General features: G+C 67.3%; 15 protein-coding genes. 9 read left to right on the plus strand and 6 right to left on the minus strand.

Annotated features, from left to right (window positions below; genetic code table 11):
* Nucleotides 1–64: 64 nt before the first annotated feature.
* The 4 genes from infC (at nt 65) to BR47_RS0126430 (ending at nt 2,128) form a co-directional block, all read left to right on the plus strand.
* Nucleotides 65–664 (plus strand): translation initiation factor IF-3, encoded by a 600-nt coding sequence (gene infC, locus BR47_RS0126415; RefSeq protein ID WP_081633522.1) that lies wholly within the window; start codon nt 65–67, stop codon nt 662–664.
* Nucleotides 665–734: 70 nt separating this feature from the next.
* Entirely contained in the window at nt 735–929 is a 195-nt protein-coding gene (gene rpmI / locus BR47_RS0126420; protein WP_020103309.1) for a 50S ribosomal protein L35, read from the plus strand.
* A 42-nt stretch (nt 930–971) separates the two neighbouring features.
* Nucleotides 972–1,361 carry a 50S ribosomal protein L20 gene (gene rplT / locus BR47_RS0126425; protein WP_029121325.1) on the plus strand — a complete coding sequence of 130 codons (390 nt, stop codon included), beginning with the start codon at nt 972–974 and terminating at the stop codon, nt 1,359–1,361.
* A complete protein-coding gene (locus BR47_RS0126430) occupies nt 1,358–2,128 on the plus strand; it encodes a TrmH family RNA methyltransferase (RefSeq protein ID WP_029121326.1) in 771 nt (256 codons plus the stop codon). Before rplT ends, BR47_RS0126430 begins: the two co-directional genes overlap by 4 nt.
* A 4-nt stretch (nt 2,129–2,132) precedes the next feature.
* On the opposite strand, the gene BR47_RS0126435 is transcribed toward BR47_RS0126430, so the two are convergent.
* On the minus strand, nt 2,133–2,999 hold the full coding sequence (locus BR47_RS0126435; RefSeq protein WP_029121327.1) for an LLM class flavin-dependent oxidoreductase: 867 nt from the start codon (nt 2,997–2,999) through the stop codon (nt 2,133–2,135).
* Entirely contained in the window at nt 2,996–4,030 is a 1,035-nt protein-coding gene (locus BR47_RS0126440; protein WP_029121328.1) for an aldo/keto reductase, read from the minus strand. Before BR47_RS0126440 ends, BR47_RS0126435 begins: the two co-directional genes overlap by 4 nt.
* Before the next feature lie 148 nt (nt 4,031–4,178).
* Here BR47_RS0126440 and BR47_RS0126445 point away from each other — a divergent pair, with 148 nt between their 5' ends.
* Nucleotides 4,179–4,796, plus strand: coding sequence for a TetR/AcrR family transcriptional regulator (locus BR47_RS0126445; protein ID WP_029121329.1), 618 nt, complete (start codon nt 4,179–4,181; stop codon nt 4,794–4,796).
* 1 nt (nt 4,797) lies between these two features.
* Here the strand turns inward: BR47_RS0126445 and BR47_RS0126450 are convergent, their stop codons facing one another.
* Nucleotides 4,798–6,039: an acyl-CoA dehydrogenase family protein gene (locus BR47_RS0126450; protein ID WP_020103315.1), complete on the minus strand. Its 1,242-nt coding sequence runs from the start codon at nt 6,037–6,039 to the stop codon at nt 4,798–4,800.
* 4 nt (nt 6,040–6,043) lie between these two features.
* The gene (locus tag BR47_RS0126455; RefSeq protein WP_029121330.1) at nt 6,044–7,072 is read right to left on the minus strand and encodes an oxygenase MpaB family protein; all 1,029 of its coding nucleotides are present in this window, start codon (nt 7,070–7,072) and stop codon (nt 6,044–6,046) included.
* A gap of 203 nt (nt 7,073–7,275) precedes the next feature.
* On the opposite strand from BR47_RS0126455, the gene BR47_RS0126460 reads away from it, so the two are divergent.
* The 3 genes from BR47_RS0126460 to pheT are packed head-to-tail and all read left to right on the plus strand — an operon-like array spanning nt 7,276 to nt 11,765.
* On the plus strand, nt 7,276–8,178 hold the full coding sequence (locus tag BR47_RS0126460; protein WP_029121331.1) for an adenylate/guanylate cyclase domain-containing protein: 903 nt from the start codon (nt 7,276–7,278) through the stop codon (nt 8,176–8,178).
* Nucleotides 8,179–8,235: 57 nt separating this feature from the next.
* A complete protein-coding gene (gene pheS / locus BR47_RS0126465; RefSeq protein WP_029121332.1) occupies nt 8,236–9,279 on the plus strand; it encodes a phenylalanine--tRNA ligase subunit alpha in 1,044 nt (347 codons plus the stop codon).
* Entirely contained in the window at nt 9,279–11,765 is a 2,487-nt protein-coding gene (pheT, locus tag BR47_RS0126470; RefSeq protein WP_029121333.1) for a phenylalanine--tRNA ligase subunit beta, read from the plus strand. Before pheS ends, pheT begins: the two co-directional genes overlap by 1 nt.
* A gap of 24 nt (nt 11,766–11,789) precedes the next feature.
* Here the strand turns inward: pheT and BR47_RS0126475 are convergent, their stop codons facing one another.
* Complete coding sequence (locus BR47_RS0126475; RefSeq protein WP_231506789.1) at nt 11,790–14,501, minus strand: ATP-binding protein; 2,712 nt, start codon at nt 14,499–14,501, stop codon at nt 11,790–11,792.
* Between the two features lie 54 nt (nt 14,502–14,555).
* Between BR47_RS0126475 and BR47_RS0126480 the strand changes: the two genes are divergently transcribed.
* Complete coding sequence (locus BR47_RS0126480) at nt 14,556–15,011, plus strand: winged helix-turn-helix transcriptional regulator (RefSeq protein WP_029121335.1); 456 nt, start codon at nt 14,556–14,558, stop codon at nt 15,009–15,011.
* On the opposite strand, the gene BR47_RS0126485 is transcribed toward BR47_RS0126480, so the two are convergent.
* A complete protein-coding gene (locus BR47_RS0126485) occupies nt 14,998–15,819 on the minus strand; it encodes an alpha/beta fold hydrolase (RefSeq protein ID WP_029121336.1) in 822 nt (273 codons plus the stop codon). The genes BR47_RS0126480 and BR47_RS0126485 overlap by 14 nt on opposite strands.
* Nucleotides 15,820–15,923 lie beyond the last annotated feature (104 nt).

Below are 15,923 nucleotides of genomic sequence, written 5' to 3' on the forward strand. Positions count from 1 at the left end.
GAACAGATGGCTGAGCCGGGTGTGACCTCTACTGAACAAGTAATGGAACAACCCGGGAGGCCCCATCAGCACTGAGACACGCGTCAACGAGCGCATTCGAGTACCTGAAGTTCGGTTGATCGGACCGAACGGCGAGCAGGTAGGCATCGTGCGCATCGAAGATGCCCTCCGCGTCGCCGCGGACGCCGATCTCGACCTTGTCGAAGTTGCGCCAGGCGCCAAGCCGCCGGTCTGCAAGATCATGGACTACGGCAAGTACAAGTACGAGACGGCTCAGAAGGCACGTGAGTCTCGCAAGAACCAGCAGCAGACCGTCGTCAAGGAACAGAAGCTGCGTCCCAAGATCGACGACCACGACTACGAGACCAAGAAGGGTCACGTCGTCCGCTTCCTCGAAGCAGGGTCGAAGGTCAAGGTGACCATCATGTTCCGCGGACGTGAGCAGTCGCGGCCCGAACTGGGCTACCGACTCCTGCAGCGGCTGGGCGCCGACGTCGCCGAATACGGCTTCATCGAGACGTCCGCCAAGCAGGACGGCCGCAACATGACGATGGTGCTGGCTCCGCACCGCGGCGCGAAGACTCGCGCCAAGGCGGCGCACGACGCCGACGCACCGGCCGGACGGCCGGCCCCCGCGGCACCTGAATCTGACGCAACCGCGTAACAGCAGTCGCGATTGCCCGCAGCGGCCTCCAGCCGCCGCGAGCAACCGCATGGAAAGAAACTGAGGACACATGCCCAAGGCCAAGACCCACAGTGGCGCATCGAAGCGGTTCCGCAAGACCGGAACCGGCAAGATCGTGCGCCAGAAGGCCAACCGCCGCCACCTGATGGAGCACAAGGCCACCAAGCGCACCCGTCGTCTCGACGGTCGCGCCGTGGTTGCTGCCAACGACACCGCGCGTGTCGCCAAGATGCTGGCCGGCTAGTACCGCCTGCTCCCCTCTGAACATCGAAGGATAGGAAATCTCATGGCACGCGTGAAGCGCGCACTGAACGCTCAGAAGAAGCGGCGCACAGTACTGAAGGCCTCGAAGGGTTACCGCGGGCAGCGCTCGCGGCTCTACCGCAAGGCCAAGGAGCAGCAGCTCCATTCGTTGACCTACGCCTACCGCGACCGTCGCGCCCGCAAGGGTGACTTCCGGAAGCTGTGGATCACGCGTATCAACGCTGCGGCCCGCGAGAACGGCGTCACCTACAACCGCCTCATCCAGGGCCTGAAGCTGGCCGGCGTCGAGGTCGACCGCAAGAACCTGTCGGAGATCGCGATCAGCGATCCCGCCGCGTTCACCGCGCTGGTCGAGGTGGCCAAGGCCGCTCTGCCTGCTGACGTCAACGCTCCGTCGGGCGAAGCCGCCTGACACCCCTCACGGAACGCTCCAATCGGGTAGCTGCGGCTCTCAAGCTGCAGCGTCCCGCTGGACGTCGCCACGCCGCACGCTTTCTCGCCGAAGGTCCCAACCTCGTCGAGGCAGCGCTGCGGCGTGGTGTCGTTTCTGAGGTCTTTGCGACCATCGGCGCCCTCGAACGGTTCGGCGCGCTGTTGAATGGTGCCCCGGTGTCGGTGATCACCGAGAAGGCCGCAAAGGCGTTGTCGGAGACCGTGACTCCCGTCGGGCTCATCGCGGTGTGCACGCTGCCCTCGGTGTCGCTGGAGGGCGTACTGGCGTCCGAGCCACGCTTGTTGGCGGTGCCGGTCGGCATGTCGGAACCCGGAAACGCCGGCACCCTGATCCGCATCGCCGACGCCATGGGCGCCGACGCCGTGGTGTTCGCCGGCCACAGCGTCGACCCCTACAACGGCAAGTGCCTGCGGTCCTCGGCGGGCAGCATCTTCTCACTGCCGGTGGTGGTGGATCCCGATGCGGCCGCGGTGGTTTCGGCGATCCGGGACAGCGGCATCGAGGTGCTCGCGACCGCGCTGGACGCCTCCGTCGACATCCGCGCCACCGATCTGTCGGCGCGCACTGCGTGGCTGTTCGGACCCGAGGCGCACGGCCTGCCGCCCGAGGTCATGGCGCTGGCGTCGCAGCGCGTGCACATCCCGATGCGGGGGAGCGCCGAGAGCCTCAACGTGGCAGCCGCCGCGTCGATCTGCCTGTACGAGAGCTTCCGCGCCCAGTCCTGACGTCCTATCGCAGTGGCGAGATGAATTGTTCTGCAACCCATTCGGCGACTCCGCTGGGGTAGGGCGAAGACAGTCCGAGGACGAGGTGCTCGAAGCCGGCGTCGATGGCGCGGCCGACGGCGTCCCGGGTGGCCCCGGGCTGTTCATAGGACACCGGTAGATAAATCGACCGGACCAGAGTGCTTGGCTCACGGCCGATTTCGGTGCAATAACGATTCAGCAGGTCGTTGCGGGCGATCGCGTCATCGAGGTCGGCTCCGGGCACGTTCCACAATTGGGCGTGTTCTGCGGCGACGCGCAACAACCTGGCCGAGCGGCCGCCGATCAGTATCGGTGGGTGCGGTTGCTGGATTGGCTTGGGGTTGCCGACGGCACCGGTGAGCCGGACGTGGGTGCCGGAGAAGTCGAACGGCTCGAACTCGGTCCACAGCCGGCGGATGACGGTGAGGGCCTCGTTGAGACCGTTCACTGAATCGGCAAAGTCGTCATAGGGCAGACCGTGTGCTTCGTATTCGCGCCTGGCCATTGGCAATCCGGGCCGCGAGCCCGCGCCGATACCGAAATCCAGGCGCCCGGCCGAGACGATGTCGACGGTGGCGGCTATCTTGGCCAGCATCGCCGGCGGCCGAAATCTGTTGCTGGTTACCAAGAGTCCTAGGCGCAGCCGACGGGTCTGGGCAGCCAGCGCCGACAGCAGTGTCCAGCCTTCGAATGTCGGACCGGACGGATCGCCGAATATCGGCATCAGGTGGTCATAGAGCCACGCGTGTTCGATCTCGCCTATGGCGTCGGCTTCCTGCCAGACCCGGAGGATGTCGTCGTAGCTCACTTGCGACGGGGCCGTCATGATGCCGAACCGTGTATTCGTCATGCGGCGCGCTCGCCGACCGGCAGCCGACGAAGGTTGGTCTTCTCGATGGCGGGTGGGGTGTAGGCCTGATCGAGGGTACCGATATCGGTACCTGGCCGGACGATATCGTCGATGCGATCAAGGATTTCGTCGCCGAGTGTGATGTCGACGCCGGCCAGTAGATCATCGAGTTGTTCGGCGGTCCGCGGTCCGAGCAGCGCACTTGTCACCCCTGGATGTGCGATGGCGAACGCCATCGCCAGGTGGGTAATGGACAGGGCCGCCTCGTCTGCCAGGGTGATCAATTGCTCGACGGTGTCGACGCGGCGTTCATCGGCGAAGACTTTCAACAGACCCGCCCGGACGAGGTCGGTGTGGGCGCCTCTGCGCACGCGGCCGGTGAGCATGCCCTGGCCCAGGGGACCCCACACCAGCACACCCATGCCGTAACGCTGTGTGACGGGCAGTATCTCGGCCTCGATGCCGCGATTGAGCATCGAGTACGGCGGCTGTTCAGTGTGGAAACGTTCTAGCCCACGCCGGTCCGCAACCCATTGGGCCTCGACGATGTCGGTGCCGGGGGTATTGGACGAGCCGATGGCGCGCACCTTCCCGCTGCGGATCAGGTCTGAGAGCGCGGACAAGGTCTCTGCCATGTCGGTCTCGGGGTCGAGTCGGTGGATTTGGTAAAGGTCGATGTAGTCGGTCTGGAGGCGTCGCAAGGAGTCATCGACGGCGGTCATGATCCAGCGCCGTGAGGTGCCGCGCTGATTGGGATCGCCGCTCATGGGCCGACCGAATTTGGTTGCGAGTACGACTTTGTCGCGCCGCCCCTTGAGCGCCTTGCCGACAACGATCTCGGAGGCCCCGGCCGGTGGTATCGAATATGCGTCGGCGGTGTCGATCAGATTGATACCCGCGTCGAGCGCCCGGTGGATCAGGCGGATCGAGTCGTTGTGGTCCGGGTTGCCGATTTTTGCGCCCAGCAGCAGTGTTCCGAGTCCGTATGGACTGACCTTGATGCCGGTTCGGCCGAGAGTGCGGTATCGCATGTGGGCTCCGTGGTTGCGACTGAGGCGGCGGTGGCACCGATCCCCAGTTATTCGGAAAGCTATTCCGCTAACATATGGAACGCGTTTCCGGAACGCAACCTTATCCGGAAAGTTTTTCCGTTAAATTTTGCAAGGGACGGAGCACTCAATGGCGGCAGGCCCGTCGGAGTCGGGCGACTCGCCCGCATCGTCACCACGGCAGCGTCGGCAGCGTACCGATGCGCAGCGCAACGTCGGCGCGCTGCTCGAAGCGGCGAAAACCGTGTTCGCGGCTGCGGGGGTCGATGCGCCCGCCAAGGAGATCACCGACCTGGCGGGAGTTGGAGTCGGCACCCTGTACCGGCATTTCCCGCGCCGATCTGACCTGATCGTGGCTGTTCTGCAACACGAGGTCGACGCGTGTGCCGAGGCTGCAACGGTATTGGCTCGGCACCACGAACCAGGTCAGGCGCTCGAGAGGTGGTTGTACCGATTCACCGAGTTCGTCGGCACCAAGCGCGGGCTTGCTTCTGCGCTGCACTCGGGCGACCCGGCTTTCGATGCCTTACCGAGCTACCTCACCTCGAAGCTCGAACCGGCCCTTGACGCATTGCTGTCCGCTGCAACGGCGACCGGTGAGGTCCGTGACGACCTCTGTGCCAGGGACCTCATCCACACCGTCGCACTGCTGTGTCAGCCCGTTCCAGGTGAGGCGCTCACCTACAACCAACGTCTGGTGGCGGTGTTCGTCGACGGACTTTATCGCCCGGGCACTGCGCATTCATGAATCAGGCCAAGAGCCCCTTGGCGACGTGGGTGATCTGCACCTCGTTGCTGCCGGCGTAGATCATCAACGACTTGGCGTCACGCGCGAGCTGCTCGACGCGGTACTCGGTCATGTAGCCGTTGCCGCCGAACAACTGGATGGCATCCATCGCGACGTCGGTGGCGGCCTGCGAGCAGTACCACTTCATGGCCGACGCCTCGGCCAGCGGAATCTGGCGGCCGGCCTGGCCGGACTCGATGACGCGGAACAGCATGTTGCGCACATTCATTCGCGCCACCTCCATGCTGGCCAGCTTGAGCTGGATCAGCTGGAACTGGCCGATCTCCTTGCCCCACAACGTGCGCGTCTTGGCGTAGTCGATACACAGCCGCAGACATTCCTCGATGATGCCCAGCGACATGGACACAACGCCGACGCGTTCGGCCGAGAAGCTCGACCGGGCGCTGTCGCGGCCGTCGCCGGCCTTGTTCTCCTCGGTCTCGCCGAGCAGCCGGTCGCGGCCGAGCCGGACGTTATTGAAGAACAGCTCGCCGGTGCGTGACGAGTGAATGCCCATCTTGCGGAACGGCTTCGACTGGACGAAGCCCTCCATGCCGCGGTCGAGCACGAAGGTCAGCACCTTGCGGTCGCGCTTGTCGGCCCCGTCGCCCTCGTCCAGCTTGGCGTACACGACGACGACGTCGGCGTCGGGGCCGTTGGTGATGAAGGTCTTCTGGCCGTTGAGGATGTAGTCGTCGCCGTCACGCACGACGTACGACTTCATGCCACCGAACGCGTCCGAGCCCGAGTCGGGTTCGGTGATGGCCCACGCGCCGACCTTCTCGTACGTCACCAGGCCGGGCAGCCAGCGCTCCTGTTGGGCCAGGGTGCCGCGGCTCTGGATGGTGGGCACCGTGAGGCCGAGGCTGACGCCCACGCCCGTCACCAGACCTGAACTGACCCGGCACAATTCGCTGATCAGCACCATGCCCATGCCGGCCTGGTCCGGTCCGCCGCCGAACATCCCGCCGGACGCCCGTGGCTTGCCGTCCGAGACTTCGCCGGACCGCAGCCGGGACAGCCGCCGCTCCAGTGCCTCCCGCGCCATGACGTCGATGCCGAAGGTGGCGAACAGCTTTCGGATGATGGGGTAGGGCTCCATGTCGCCGCCCTCGAGCTCGTCGAGGTGCGGGCGGATTTCCTTGTCCACGAACTCGCGAACGGCGTCGCGCACGGCAATATCGACGTCGGACCAATCAAGCATGTATTCAGGCAGCCTTTCCGGACACTGAGCGGCCCGCGCGCGGACGCAAACCGGCCAACGAGAACGTGGTGTGCACCAGTGATCCGGCGCGTTCCATCAACGACTTGTGACGTGGCACATAATGCATCGGCAGGCCCCAGCGGTCTTTCGGCGGGGCCATGAATCCCGGCGCCTCGACCAGTGGTGCATCGGCCGGCACGCGTCCGGCGGCCCGGCGGTATGCCGCCAATGCCCTTGGGTGCAAACGGATTTCATCGGGGACGGCGAGGAAGGCCAGTTCGACGGCCTTGCCCAGCAGCCGCAGCACCACTTCATCGCCGGGCGTCCAGCGCATGCCGGCCCGTTCCCGGACGGCGGGGTCGAACACACCGGCGGCGACCCAGCGCTGCCCGGCCACCAGCGGCCGGAACATCTGGTCCCACACCGGGGTGGGCATCAGCACGAACCACGGCTTGGGGATGCGGATGGTGAAGATGTCGAGCGTGGCCCGGTTGATCTCCAGCTCCTCGGAGCATTTGTGCTCCCAATAGGTTTGGAAGTCCTCCCAGGTTTCCGGGACCGGCCGCATGCTCATGCCGTACATCCGGTACCACTGCACGTGCTCGTCGAATAACTGGCGCTTCTCGGCCTCGGTCAGCCCGCCGCAGAAGTACTCGGCGGTCTTGAGGATCAGCATGAAGAACGTCGCGTGTGCCCAGTAGAACGTCTCGGGATTGAGCGCGTGATAGCGCCGGCCGTCGTGGTCGACGCCCTTGATGGTCTGGTGATAGCCACGGATCTGGGCGCCGGTGTCGGCGGCGCGGTCGCCGTCGTAGACCACGCCCATGATCGGGTACACCGAGCGCGCGACGCGCTGCAACGGCTCCCTCAGCAGGATCGAATGATCCTCCACGCCGGCCCCGAGTTCGGGATACATGTTCTGGATCGCACCGATCCACACGCCGAGGATGCCGGTGCGCAAGTCGCCGAAGTACTTCCAGGTCAGCGAATCCGGGCCGAGCGGTTCGGCGGCGGGCGTCGTTCGTGGGGTCATGGTGTCCTCGCTCAACGTTGATACCGAGGGTTCTGTGTCGCCACGATAATCGTGACAACGTATGTTGTCCACGGTTTGACGCCAGTGTCGCGGCGACCGTTACAGAGCGGCTATCAGCCCGCCACAACTCGGTGACCAGCCACTTTTGCGCCGGACCGGGGTTGTCGTTGCCGGTGCCGCGGGCCGCCACCTAGGGTGGCGTCGTGGAAGTCGAATCGTTCGAAGAACGATCCGACGGTGTGGGAGAGATCGGCCCGGCGTCACACGCGGGGCCAGGATCAAGTGGACCGTTGGGGTGGTTGCAGAACACCAATCACAGCCCGGCTGTAATCGGATTCATCAGGCGGGCGCGCCGTGCCCTGCCGGGGGACCCGGAGTTCGGTGACCCGCTGTCGGTGGCCGGCGTGGGCGGGCCTAGCGCCGCGGCCCGGGCCGCCGATCGGCTGCTGTCGCGCGGCGGGGCGTCCCACGAGGTGAGCCTCGCCGGCCTGCAGGTGTGGCAGGCCCTGACCGAGCGCGTGTCGGGCCGGCCCGCGAATCCCGAAGTGACCATCGTCTTCACCGATCTAGTCGGCTTCTCCAAATGGTCACTGAGCGTGGGTGACGAGACCACGCTCCGGCTGCTGCGCCGCGTGGCCCAGGTGTTCGAACCGCCGCTGCTGGAATCGGGCGGCCACATCGTCAAACGCATGGGCGACGGGTCCATGGCCGTGTTCAGCAACCCGGTGACAGCCCTGCGGTCCGTCATCCGCGCGCTCGATGCCCTCAAAGAGGTCGAGATCGACGGGTATCACCCCAAGATGCGCGCCGGCATCCACACCGGGCGGCCGCAGCGCATCGGGTCGGACCTGCTCGGCGTCGACGTCAACATCGCGGCGCGCGTCATGGAGCGGGCCACGAAGGGCGGGCTGATCATCTCGCAGTCCACGCTCGACCGGATCGACCAGCAGTACCTCGACGCCCTCGGCGTGACCCCCAAGAAGGTGCGCAAGCAGTTGTTCGGCCCGAAGGCATCCGGCGTGCCCGAGGACCTGGCGATGTACTGGATCAGGCCGCGCAAGGACGCCGGAACCGAACCCGATGACGGGGAGCTCGCCGAAGCCTAGGGTCTGCCGGGTCCCTGCGAGTGCGGTGGGCGCGACGCCCGTCGCTATGATCTCCGGGTGGCTGAGCAGGGTGAAGAACTATCGGAAGCAGCACTGACCGCGGCGGTCGAGGCCGCCCGTCTCGCCTTCGACCAGGCCGCTGACCTCGACGCCCTGGCTCGCGCCAAGACCGAGCACCTCGGCGACAAGGCGCCCATCGCGCTGGCCCGTCAGGCACTGGGCACCCTGGCCAAGGAAGACCGGGCCGACGCCGGCAAGCGCGTCAATGTCGCGCGCAGCGCCGCGCAGCAGGCGTACGACGACCGCATCGTGGTCCTGCGGGCCGAGCGCGACGCCGCCGCCCTGGTGGCCGAGCGCATCGACGTGACGCTGCCGACTACGCGGCAACCCATCGGTGCCCGGCACCCCATCACGATCCTGGCCGAGAACGTCGCCGACACCTTCGTGGCGATGGGCTGGGAACTGGCCGAAGGTCCCGAGGTCGAGACCGAACAGTTCAACTTCGACGCCCTGAACTTCCCGCCGGACCATCCCGCGCGCAGCGAGCAGGACACCTTCCACATCGCGCCCGACGGGTCGCGTCAGGTGCTGCGCACCCACACGTCGCCGGTGCAGATCCGCGCCCTGCTGGAACGCGAACTGCCCGTCTACATCGTGTCGATCGGCCGCACCTTCCGCACCGATGAACTCGACGCCACCCACACCCCGGTGTTCCACCAGGTCGAGGGACTGGCCGTCGACAAAGGCCTGACCATGGCCAATCTGCGCGGCACCCTGGATGCGCTGGCGCGTGCCCAGTTCGGCCCCGAGGGCCGCACCCGGTTCCGTCCGCACTTCTTCCCGTTCACCGAGCCGTCGGCCGAGGTCGACGTCTGGTTCCCGGACAAGAAGGGCGGCCCCGGCTGGGTGGAATGGGGCGGCTGCGGCATGGTCAACCCGAACGTGCTGCGGGCCTGCGGCATCGACCCCGACGAATACTCCGGATTTGCCTTCGGCATGGGATTGGAGCGAACCCTGCAGTTCCGGAACGGAATTCCCGACATGCGCGACATGGTGGAGGGCGACGTGCGCTTCTCCCTGCCGTTCGGGGTGGGTGCCTGATGCGTATTCCCTACAGCTGGCTGCGGGAAGCCGTCCAGGCCGGTGCCCCCGGCTGGGACGTGTCTCCGGAGGAACTGGAACAGGCCTTCATCCGGATCGGCCACGAGGTCGAGGACGTCATCGCCGCCGGACCGGTCACCGGTCCGCTGACGGTGGGCCGCGTCGTCGAGATCGAGGAACTGACCGAGTTCAAGAAGCCCATCCGCGCCTGCAAGGTCGACGTGGGTGAAGCCGAGCCGCGCGACATCGTCTGCGGGGCGCGGAACTTCGCCGTCGGCGACCTCGTTGTCGCGGCCCTGCCCGGCACCGTGCTGCCCGGTGACTTCAAGATCGCGACCCGCAAGACGTACGGCCGGGTCTCCGACGGCATGATCTGCTCGGCGGCCGAATTGAACTTCGGCTCCGACCATTCCGGCATCATCGTGCTGCCGCCGGGCACTGCCGAGCCGGGTGCCTCGGGCGCCGAGGTGCTGGGGCTGGACGACGTGGTGTTCGACCTCGCCATCACCCCGGACCGCGGCTACTGCCTGTCGATCCGCGGCATGGCGCGCGAGATCGCCTGCGCCTTCGACCTGGATTTCGTCGACCCCGCCGACGTGCCGCCGCTGCCCGCCGAGGGTGAGGCCTGGCCGCTGACGGTCCAGCCGGGCACCGGCGTGCAGCGTTTCGGGCTGCGCCCGGTCGTCGGCATCGACCCGGCCGCGGTGTCGCCGTGGTGGCTGCAGCGCCGCCTGCTGCTGTCCGGCATCCGCGCCATCTCGCCGGCCGTCGACGTCACCAACTACGTGATGCTCGAGCTCGGCCACCCGATGCACGCCCACGATCGCAAGCTGATCACCGGCGGATTCGACGTGCGTTTCGCGAAGCCGGGGGAGACTGTCGTCACCCTCGACGACGTCGAGCGCAAACTGGATCCGGGCGACGTGCTGATCGTCGACGACGTGGCCACCGCGGCCATCGGCGGCGTAATGGGTGCCGGCACGACCGAGGTCCGCGACACCACCACCGACGTGCTGCTCGAAGCGGCGGTCTGGGATCCGGCCGCAGTGTCACGCACTCAGCGCCGCCTGCACCTGGTCAGCGAGGCCAGCCGCAGGTACGAGAGGTCTGTCGACCCGGCGATCTCTCGCGCCGCGCTGGACCGCTGCGCCGTGCTGCTGGCCGAAATCGCCGGTGGCACCGTCGAACCCACGCTCACCGACTGGCGCGCCGAGCACACCGCGCCGGACTGGTCGCAGCCGCCGGTGACCATCGCCGTCGACCTGCCCGACCGCGTCGCCGGCGTCAGCTACCCCGCCGGCACCACGGCCCGTCGCCTCACGCAGATCGGTGCCGATGTCACGGTGTCGGGTGCGAACGCCACGGTCGTTCCGCCGAGCTGGCGTCCCGACATGAAGCAGCCCGCCGATCTGGTCGAGGAGGTGCTGCGGCTCGAAGGCCTCGACGCCATCCCGTCGGTGCTGCCACAGGCGCCGGCCGGCCGCGGCCTGACGGCAGCCCAGCAGCGTCGCCGTGCCATCGGTAAGTCGTTGGCACTCAATGGTTTCGTCGAGGTGCTGCCGACGCCGTTCCTGCCTGCTGGGGTGCTCGACGCCTGGGACCTGCCGGCCGACGACCCGCGGCGCGCCACCATCTCGGTGCTCAACCCGCTCGAAGCCGACCGGCCGGCGTTGGCCACCACGCTGCTGCCGGGACTGCTGGAAGCGTTGGTGCGCAACGTGTCTCGCGGCGCGGCCGACGTCGCGCTGTTCGGTATCGAGCAGGTCGTGCAGGCGACACCGCAGACCAAGGCCCTCGCGCCGATCCCGGTGGATCGTCGTCCGACCGAGGCTGAGCTGGCCGAGATCGACCAGGCCCTGCCGTATCAGCCGCTGCACGTCGCCGCGGTGCTCACCGGCCTTCGCGAACCTGCCGGGCCGTGGGGCGCGGGTCGTGCGGTCGAGGCCACGGACGCCTTGGAGACCGTGCGGATCATCGCCCGGGCCTGCGGCGTCGAGGTGACGCTGCGCGCGGCCCAGGAGCTGCCGTGGCATCCGGGGCGCTGCGCCGAGGTGTTGGTCGGTGACACCGTTGTCGGCTACGCCGGCCAGCTGCACCCGGCCGTCATCGAGCGCACCGGCCTGCCGAAGGGCACGTGCGCCGTCGAGCTGAACCTCGATGCCATCCCGGTCGTCGAGCGCGCCATCGTGCCGTCGGTGTCGCCGTACCCGGCGGTCTTCCAGGACGTCAGCCTGATCGTCGCCGACGACGTGGCGGCCCAGGCCGTGGTCGACGTCGTGCGTGAAGGTGCCGGCGACCTGCTGGAGGGCGCACGGCTGTTCGACGTCTACACCGGCCCGCAGATCGGGGAGGGCCGCAAGTCCCTGACCCTGGCCCTGCGGTTCCGGGCGCCCGACCGGACGCTGACCGAGGACGAGGCCAGCGCGGCCCGCGACGCGGCGATCGCGGCTGCTGCGGACCGCGTCGGAGCGATCCATCGCAGGTAGATCTGCGCTGAGGACGACTATCGGTCAAATGACTACTGTTCGGTCGTCCAAGACGGTGTGCAGTTGATTGCGGTTGGTGATGCCCAGCTTGGGGAACATCTTGTAAAGGTGGGCCGCGACGGTGCGGTGGGAAACGTAGATGCGGTCGGCGATCTCCCGGTTGGTCAGGCCGGCGGCGGCCAGTTGGGCGATCTGAAGTTCCTGGGAGGTCAGCTCGGAAACCGGCCCGTGACGGGGTGTCCCGGCAGGGGTGGCCACGCCTGCGGCACGCAGTTCGGCGGCGGCCCGGTCGGCGAACGGCGCTGCACCGGCGGCGTCGAACACGGCCAGCGCAGATGACAGGTGGGTGCGTGCCTCGGTGATCCGGCGCTGCCTACGCAGCCACTGCCCGTATGCCAGATGTGTTCGGGCCGTTTCGAGTTCGGCATCCGCGTCATCGCCGGCGGCCAGGGCTGCCAAGAAATGCTCGTGCGCTTCGGCAGCAGTCTGTGCCAGGAGCGCGTGTGCGCGATGTGCGAGCATCAACTCCAGACCTGTTCCGAGCTGACGGGCCTGGTCTTCGATGTCAGCGAGCAGCGGTCGCACCAGGTCGGCGCGGTCATTGCCGGCCGCAGCCTCGGCGAGATCGGCGATGGCCCACCGCCGTGAGGTCCGGTGCCCAGTCATCTTCAACAGATGTCCCAATGCGTCGGCTGGGTCGGCGGTGCAAAGCGCCAGCAGGCCCGCCGCCCAGTGCACGTCGTCATGCCACAGGATCGCCGGGTCGGGCGCCAGCAGTCGGCGCGCCGTGGCAACCGTCTCGCGGGCCTGATCGAACCGGCCCTGCCATACCTGCACCCGGGCGAGAGTGGCCGCCGCCGAGGCCGCGGTCATCGGCAGGTTGATGTCCTGAGCCAGCCGCAGCGCATTCTCGGCAGCGATTGCCGCGGCCTGGATGCGGCCTTCTCCCAACAGCAGTTGCGCTGCACCGCGTTGACTTTCGCATTCGTCGGCAGCTGACCCTGATGTCCTGGATAAGCTCTGCACGCGGTTCCAGCACTGCAGCGCATGTATGCGGTCGGCGACCGCCTCGGCGGCGAACCCCAGCGCCATCAGCAACAGGGGGTCGTCGGCAACTTCGTCGATCAGCCGGGGCAGGCGTGTGCGCAGGTCCTGACCGGCGCCGGTGTCGTCCACCAACGCCAATGCCATGCGCACCACCGGATCGTCTGCGCCGTCATCGAGGTGGCGAAGGGCCGCAACGACGTCGCGACGGGGTTCCTCGGCGAGGCCGTGCAGGCGGCACTCGATGGCTGCAGCCCACAGCAACCGACGCTGTTCGATGTCGCCGTCACTGAACTTGCCGGCGAGCGCGACGAGTTCGGTGGCCGACTGGCCCGGTATCGCGGCGGTGACGTTGAGGACGAATCGGGTGAGCACCAATTGCCCTGTGCTGCAATGCTGGTCACCCAGACTCTCGGCTTCGCCGAGAATGCTGATGGACTCGGCGGTCAGCCCGGAGCTACGGGCGATCTCGGCAGCTTCGGCCAACCGCCGCACCCGGGCGGCGGGATCGGGGGACAATACGGCTGCCCGGCGCAGGGCGGCGGCGGATTCGGCGCCTGCACCGCGCGCGTGGGCCTGGCGGGCGGCGGCTTCGAGGTCCGTGGCCACCTGCTCGTCGGTGCCGAAGGTGGCTTCGGCGCGGTGCCACGCTGCACGGACCGGGTCGACCGTCGCATCGGCGAGTGCCCGGTGAACGACGGTCCTCGCGGCCAGTGGGGCCGAGCCATAGACCGTCGACCGAATCAGCGGATGGCGCATGTGGAGCCGGCCGCCGCTCGCTGTGATCAGACCCGCCCGCTCCAGTGGGGCCAGTTCATCGGTGAGTGCCAGGCCGAGAAGATCGGTTGCGACGTCGATGTCACGCAGCTGCCCATCACTGGACGCGATCAGTAACAGCAGCAGGCGACTGTTGTCGGTCAGCCCGTCGAGCTGGGACAGGAAGGCCCGTTCGACCCGGCGGGTGGTGGGCAGCGGCTCACCGGAGAAAACCGCGCTGTTGCCGCGCTCGTCGGCGGCGCCGGACAGCTCGATGACTGCCAGCGGGTTGCCACCCGCCTGGTCGAGCACCCGCTGCTGCAGCAAGGTGTCCGCGTGCTGTGCGGTGGTGTTCAACAGTTGTCGGGCGTGTTCGGGAGCCAGTGGGCCCAGTGACAATCGAGGTAGACCGTCCAGATACGGTGCGGCGCCGTCGAGTCCCGTGCGTTCGGCACACAACATCATCAGCGGTGCGTTACCGAGTCGGCGCGCGACGAACGCCAGAACCTCCAGTGAGGATTGGTCCAGCCACTGCACGTCATCGATGATCAGGATGATTCGGCGTCGGCTGGCGGCTTCTTCGAGGAGACCGAGCACCGCGAGACTGACCAGCAGCCGGTCCGGTGTCGGACCGTCGTCCAGCCCGAAGGCGGTCAGCAGGGCCGTGCGTTGGCGGGGTGGCAGTGCTGCGGTGTGGTCGAGCACCGGGTGGATGAGTTCGTGGACGCCGGCGAAGCCCACCTCGCTCTGGCTTTGCAGGCCCGAACAGCCAAGTCTGCGGTAGCCGTTGGCCACCGCCCAGTCGGCGATCGCCGATAGCAACGTGGACTTGCCGATGCCGGCCTCACCATCGACGACCAGCGCTGTGCCGGTGGTGGAGATCGTGGCGAGCGTGTCGGTGACGCTGGCCAACTCGGCTGACCGACCGATTATCACCCTCGCCAAGTTAGCAGGCTGAATTGGCATTGCCAACCCAGGTAGAGTGTGAGGATGCGCACCGACCCGTGGTCCGACGACGCCTGCCCGATCGCCCGCACCATGGCGGTGCTGGGGCAGCGGTGGGCCATCCTGATCATCCGTGAGGCATTGCTGGGCCGGTCCCGGTTCTCCGAGTTCCGGGAACGGCTGGGGGTGGCCTCTGATGTGCTGAGCGCGCGACTGGCCGAGCTGGTGGACGCCGGCATCCTGGCGGTCGAGGATTACCGGGAGCCCGGCGAGCGAACGCGCAGTCGCTACGTGCTCACCGACGCCGGGCATGATCTGGTGCCGGTGCTCGCCGCGATGGGGCAGTGGGGTCACAAACACCGGGCCACCACCAAACGCCGCAGCTACCGGTTCATCGAGAAATCCACCGGTGAGCATGCACTGGTGGTATTCCGGCGGCGTGACGGCGTCGGCGTAACCACCCGGGACGTCACCCTCATCGACACGCTCAACTCCGGATGAAGTCCAGCAGGTCGCGACCCAACTGCTGCTGATAGTCACCGTGAATCCCGTGCGAGGCACCCGGATACACGCGTAGGGTGCCGTACCGCACCAGCTCGATCGCCTTCGACGCTGCATCGTGGATCGGGACGATCTGATCATCGTCACCGTGGGCAATCAGGATCGGCACATCGAGGGCTCGAAGGTCCTCGGCCAGGTCGGTCTCCGAGAACGCTTTGACACAGTCGTACGCCGATGCCAGCCCTGCCTGCATGCCCTGCAGCCAGAAATGGTCGATCAATCCCTGTGAGACAGCGGCACCGTCCCGGTTGAAACCGTAGAACGCCACCGCGAGTTCCCGCCAATACGCGGACCGGTCGGCCAGGACCCGGGCCCGGATGTCGTCGAACACCGACAGCGGTGTGCCCTCAGGGTTTTCCGCTGATGCCAGCATCACCGGTGGTACCGCGCCGACAGTGATCACCTTGCGCACCCGGCCCGTGCGGTGGCGCGCTGCGTACCGCACCACCTCGCCACCTCCGGTGGAGTGCCCCACCACGACGACATCGGACAATCCGAGTCCGTCGATCAGAGCCGCCAGGTCTGCGGCGTAGGTGTCCATGTCGTTGCCCGACCACGTCTGCTCGGACCGGCCATGCCCCCGCCGGTCATGAGCGATGGCACGGAAACCGTTGTCGGCAAGCAGTTTCAGCTCCACATCCCAGGCGTCGGCACTGAGCGGCCAGCCATGACTGAAGACCACCGCCGGCCCGCTGCCCCAGTCCTTGTAGTACAGCTGCGCCCCGTCGGAGCCCTCCATATACGGCATGGCTGCCAGTTTGACCTCAGGTGCCGGATCGGGCCATCCGTCAAACGACCATTGCGACCCGCCAGCGGCGTCCGCATGGCTCCGTAGTCAATTGACGGATACCC

Source organism: Mycobacterium sp. UNC410CL29Cvi84 (assembly GCF_000686745.1).
In the GTDB taxonomy this organism is placed as follows: Bacteria; Actinomycetota; Actinomycetes; order Mycobacteriales; family Mycobacteriaceae; genus Mycobacterium; species Mycobacterium mucogenicum_B.

Bases quoted from the DNA above. Each gene is read 5' to 3' on its own strand.
- rpmI (WP_020103309.1), top strand. From the start codon at position 735: ATGCCCAAGGCCAAGACCCACAGTGGCGCATCGAAGCGGTTCCGCAAG.
- rplT (WP_029121325.1), top strand. From the start codon at position 972: ATGGCACGCGTGAAGCGCGCACTGAACGCTCAGAAGAAGCGGCGCACA.
- BR47_RS0126435 (WP_029121327.1), bottom strand. From the start codon at position 2,999: ATGACGAATACACGGTTCGGCATCATGACGGCCCCGTCGCAAGTGAGC.
- BR47_RS0126440 (WP_029121328.1), bottom strand. From the start codon at position 4,030: ATGCGATACCGCACTCTCGGCCGAACCGGCATCAAGGTCAGTCCATAC.
- BR47_RS0126445 (WP_029121329.1), top strand. From the start codon at position 4,179: ATGGCGGCAGGCCCGTCGGAGTCGGGCGACTCGCCCGCATCGTCACCA.
- BR47_RS0126450 (WP_020103315.1), bottom strand. From the start codon at position 6,039: ATGCTTGATTGGTCCGACGTCGATATTGCCGTGCGCGACGCCGTTCGC.
- BR47_RS0126455 (WP_029121330.1), bottom strand. From the start codon at position 7,072: ATGACCCCACGAACGACGCCCGCCGCCGAACCGCTCGGCCCGGATTCG.
- pheT (WP_029121333.1), top strand. From the start codon at position 9,279: ATGCGTATTCCCTACAGCTGGCTGCGGGAAGCCGTCCAGGCCGGTGCC.
- BR47_RS0126480 (WP_029121335.1), top strand. From the start codon at position 14,556: ATGCGCACCGACCCGTGGTCCGACGACGCCTGCCCGATCGCCCGCACC.
- BR47_RS0126485 (WP_029121336.1), bottom strand. From the start codon at position 15,819: ATGCCGTATATGGAGGGCTCCGACGGGGCGCAGCTGTACTACAAGGAC.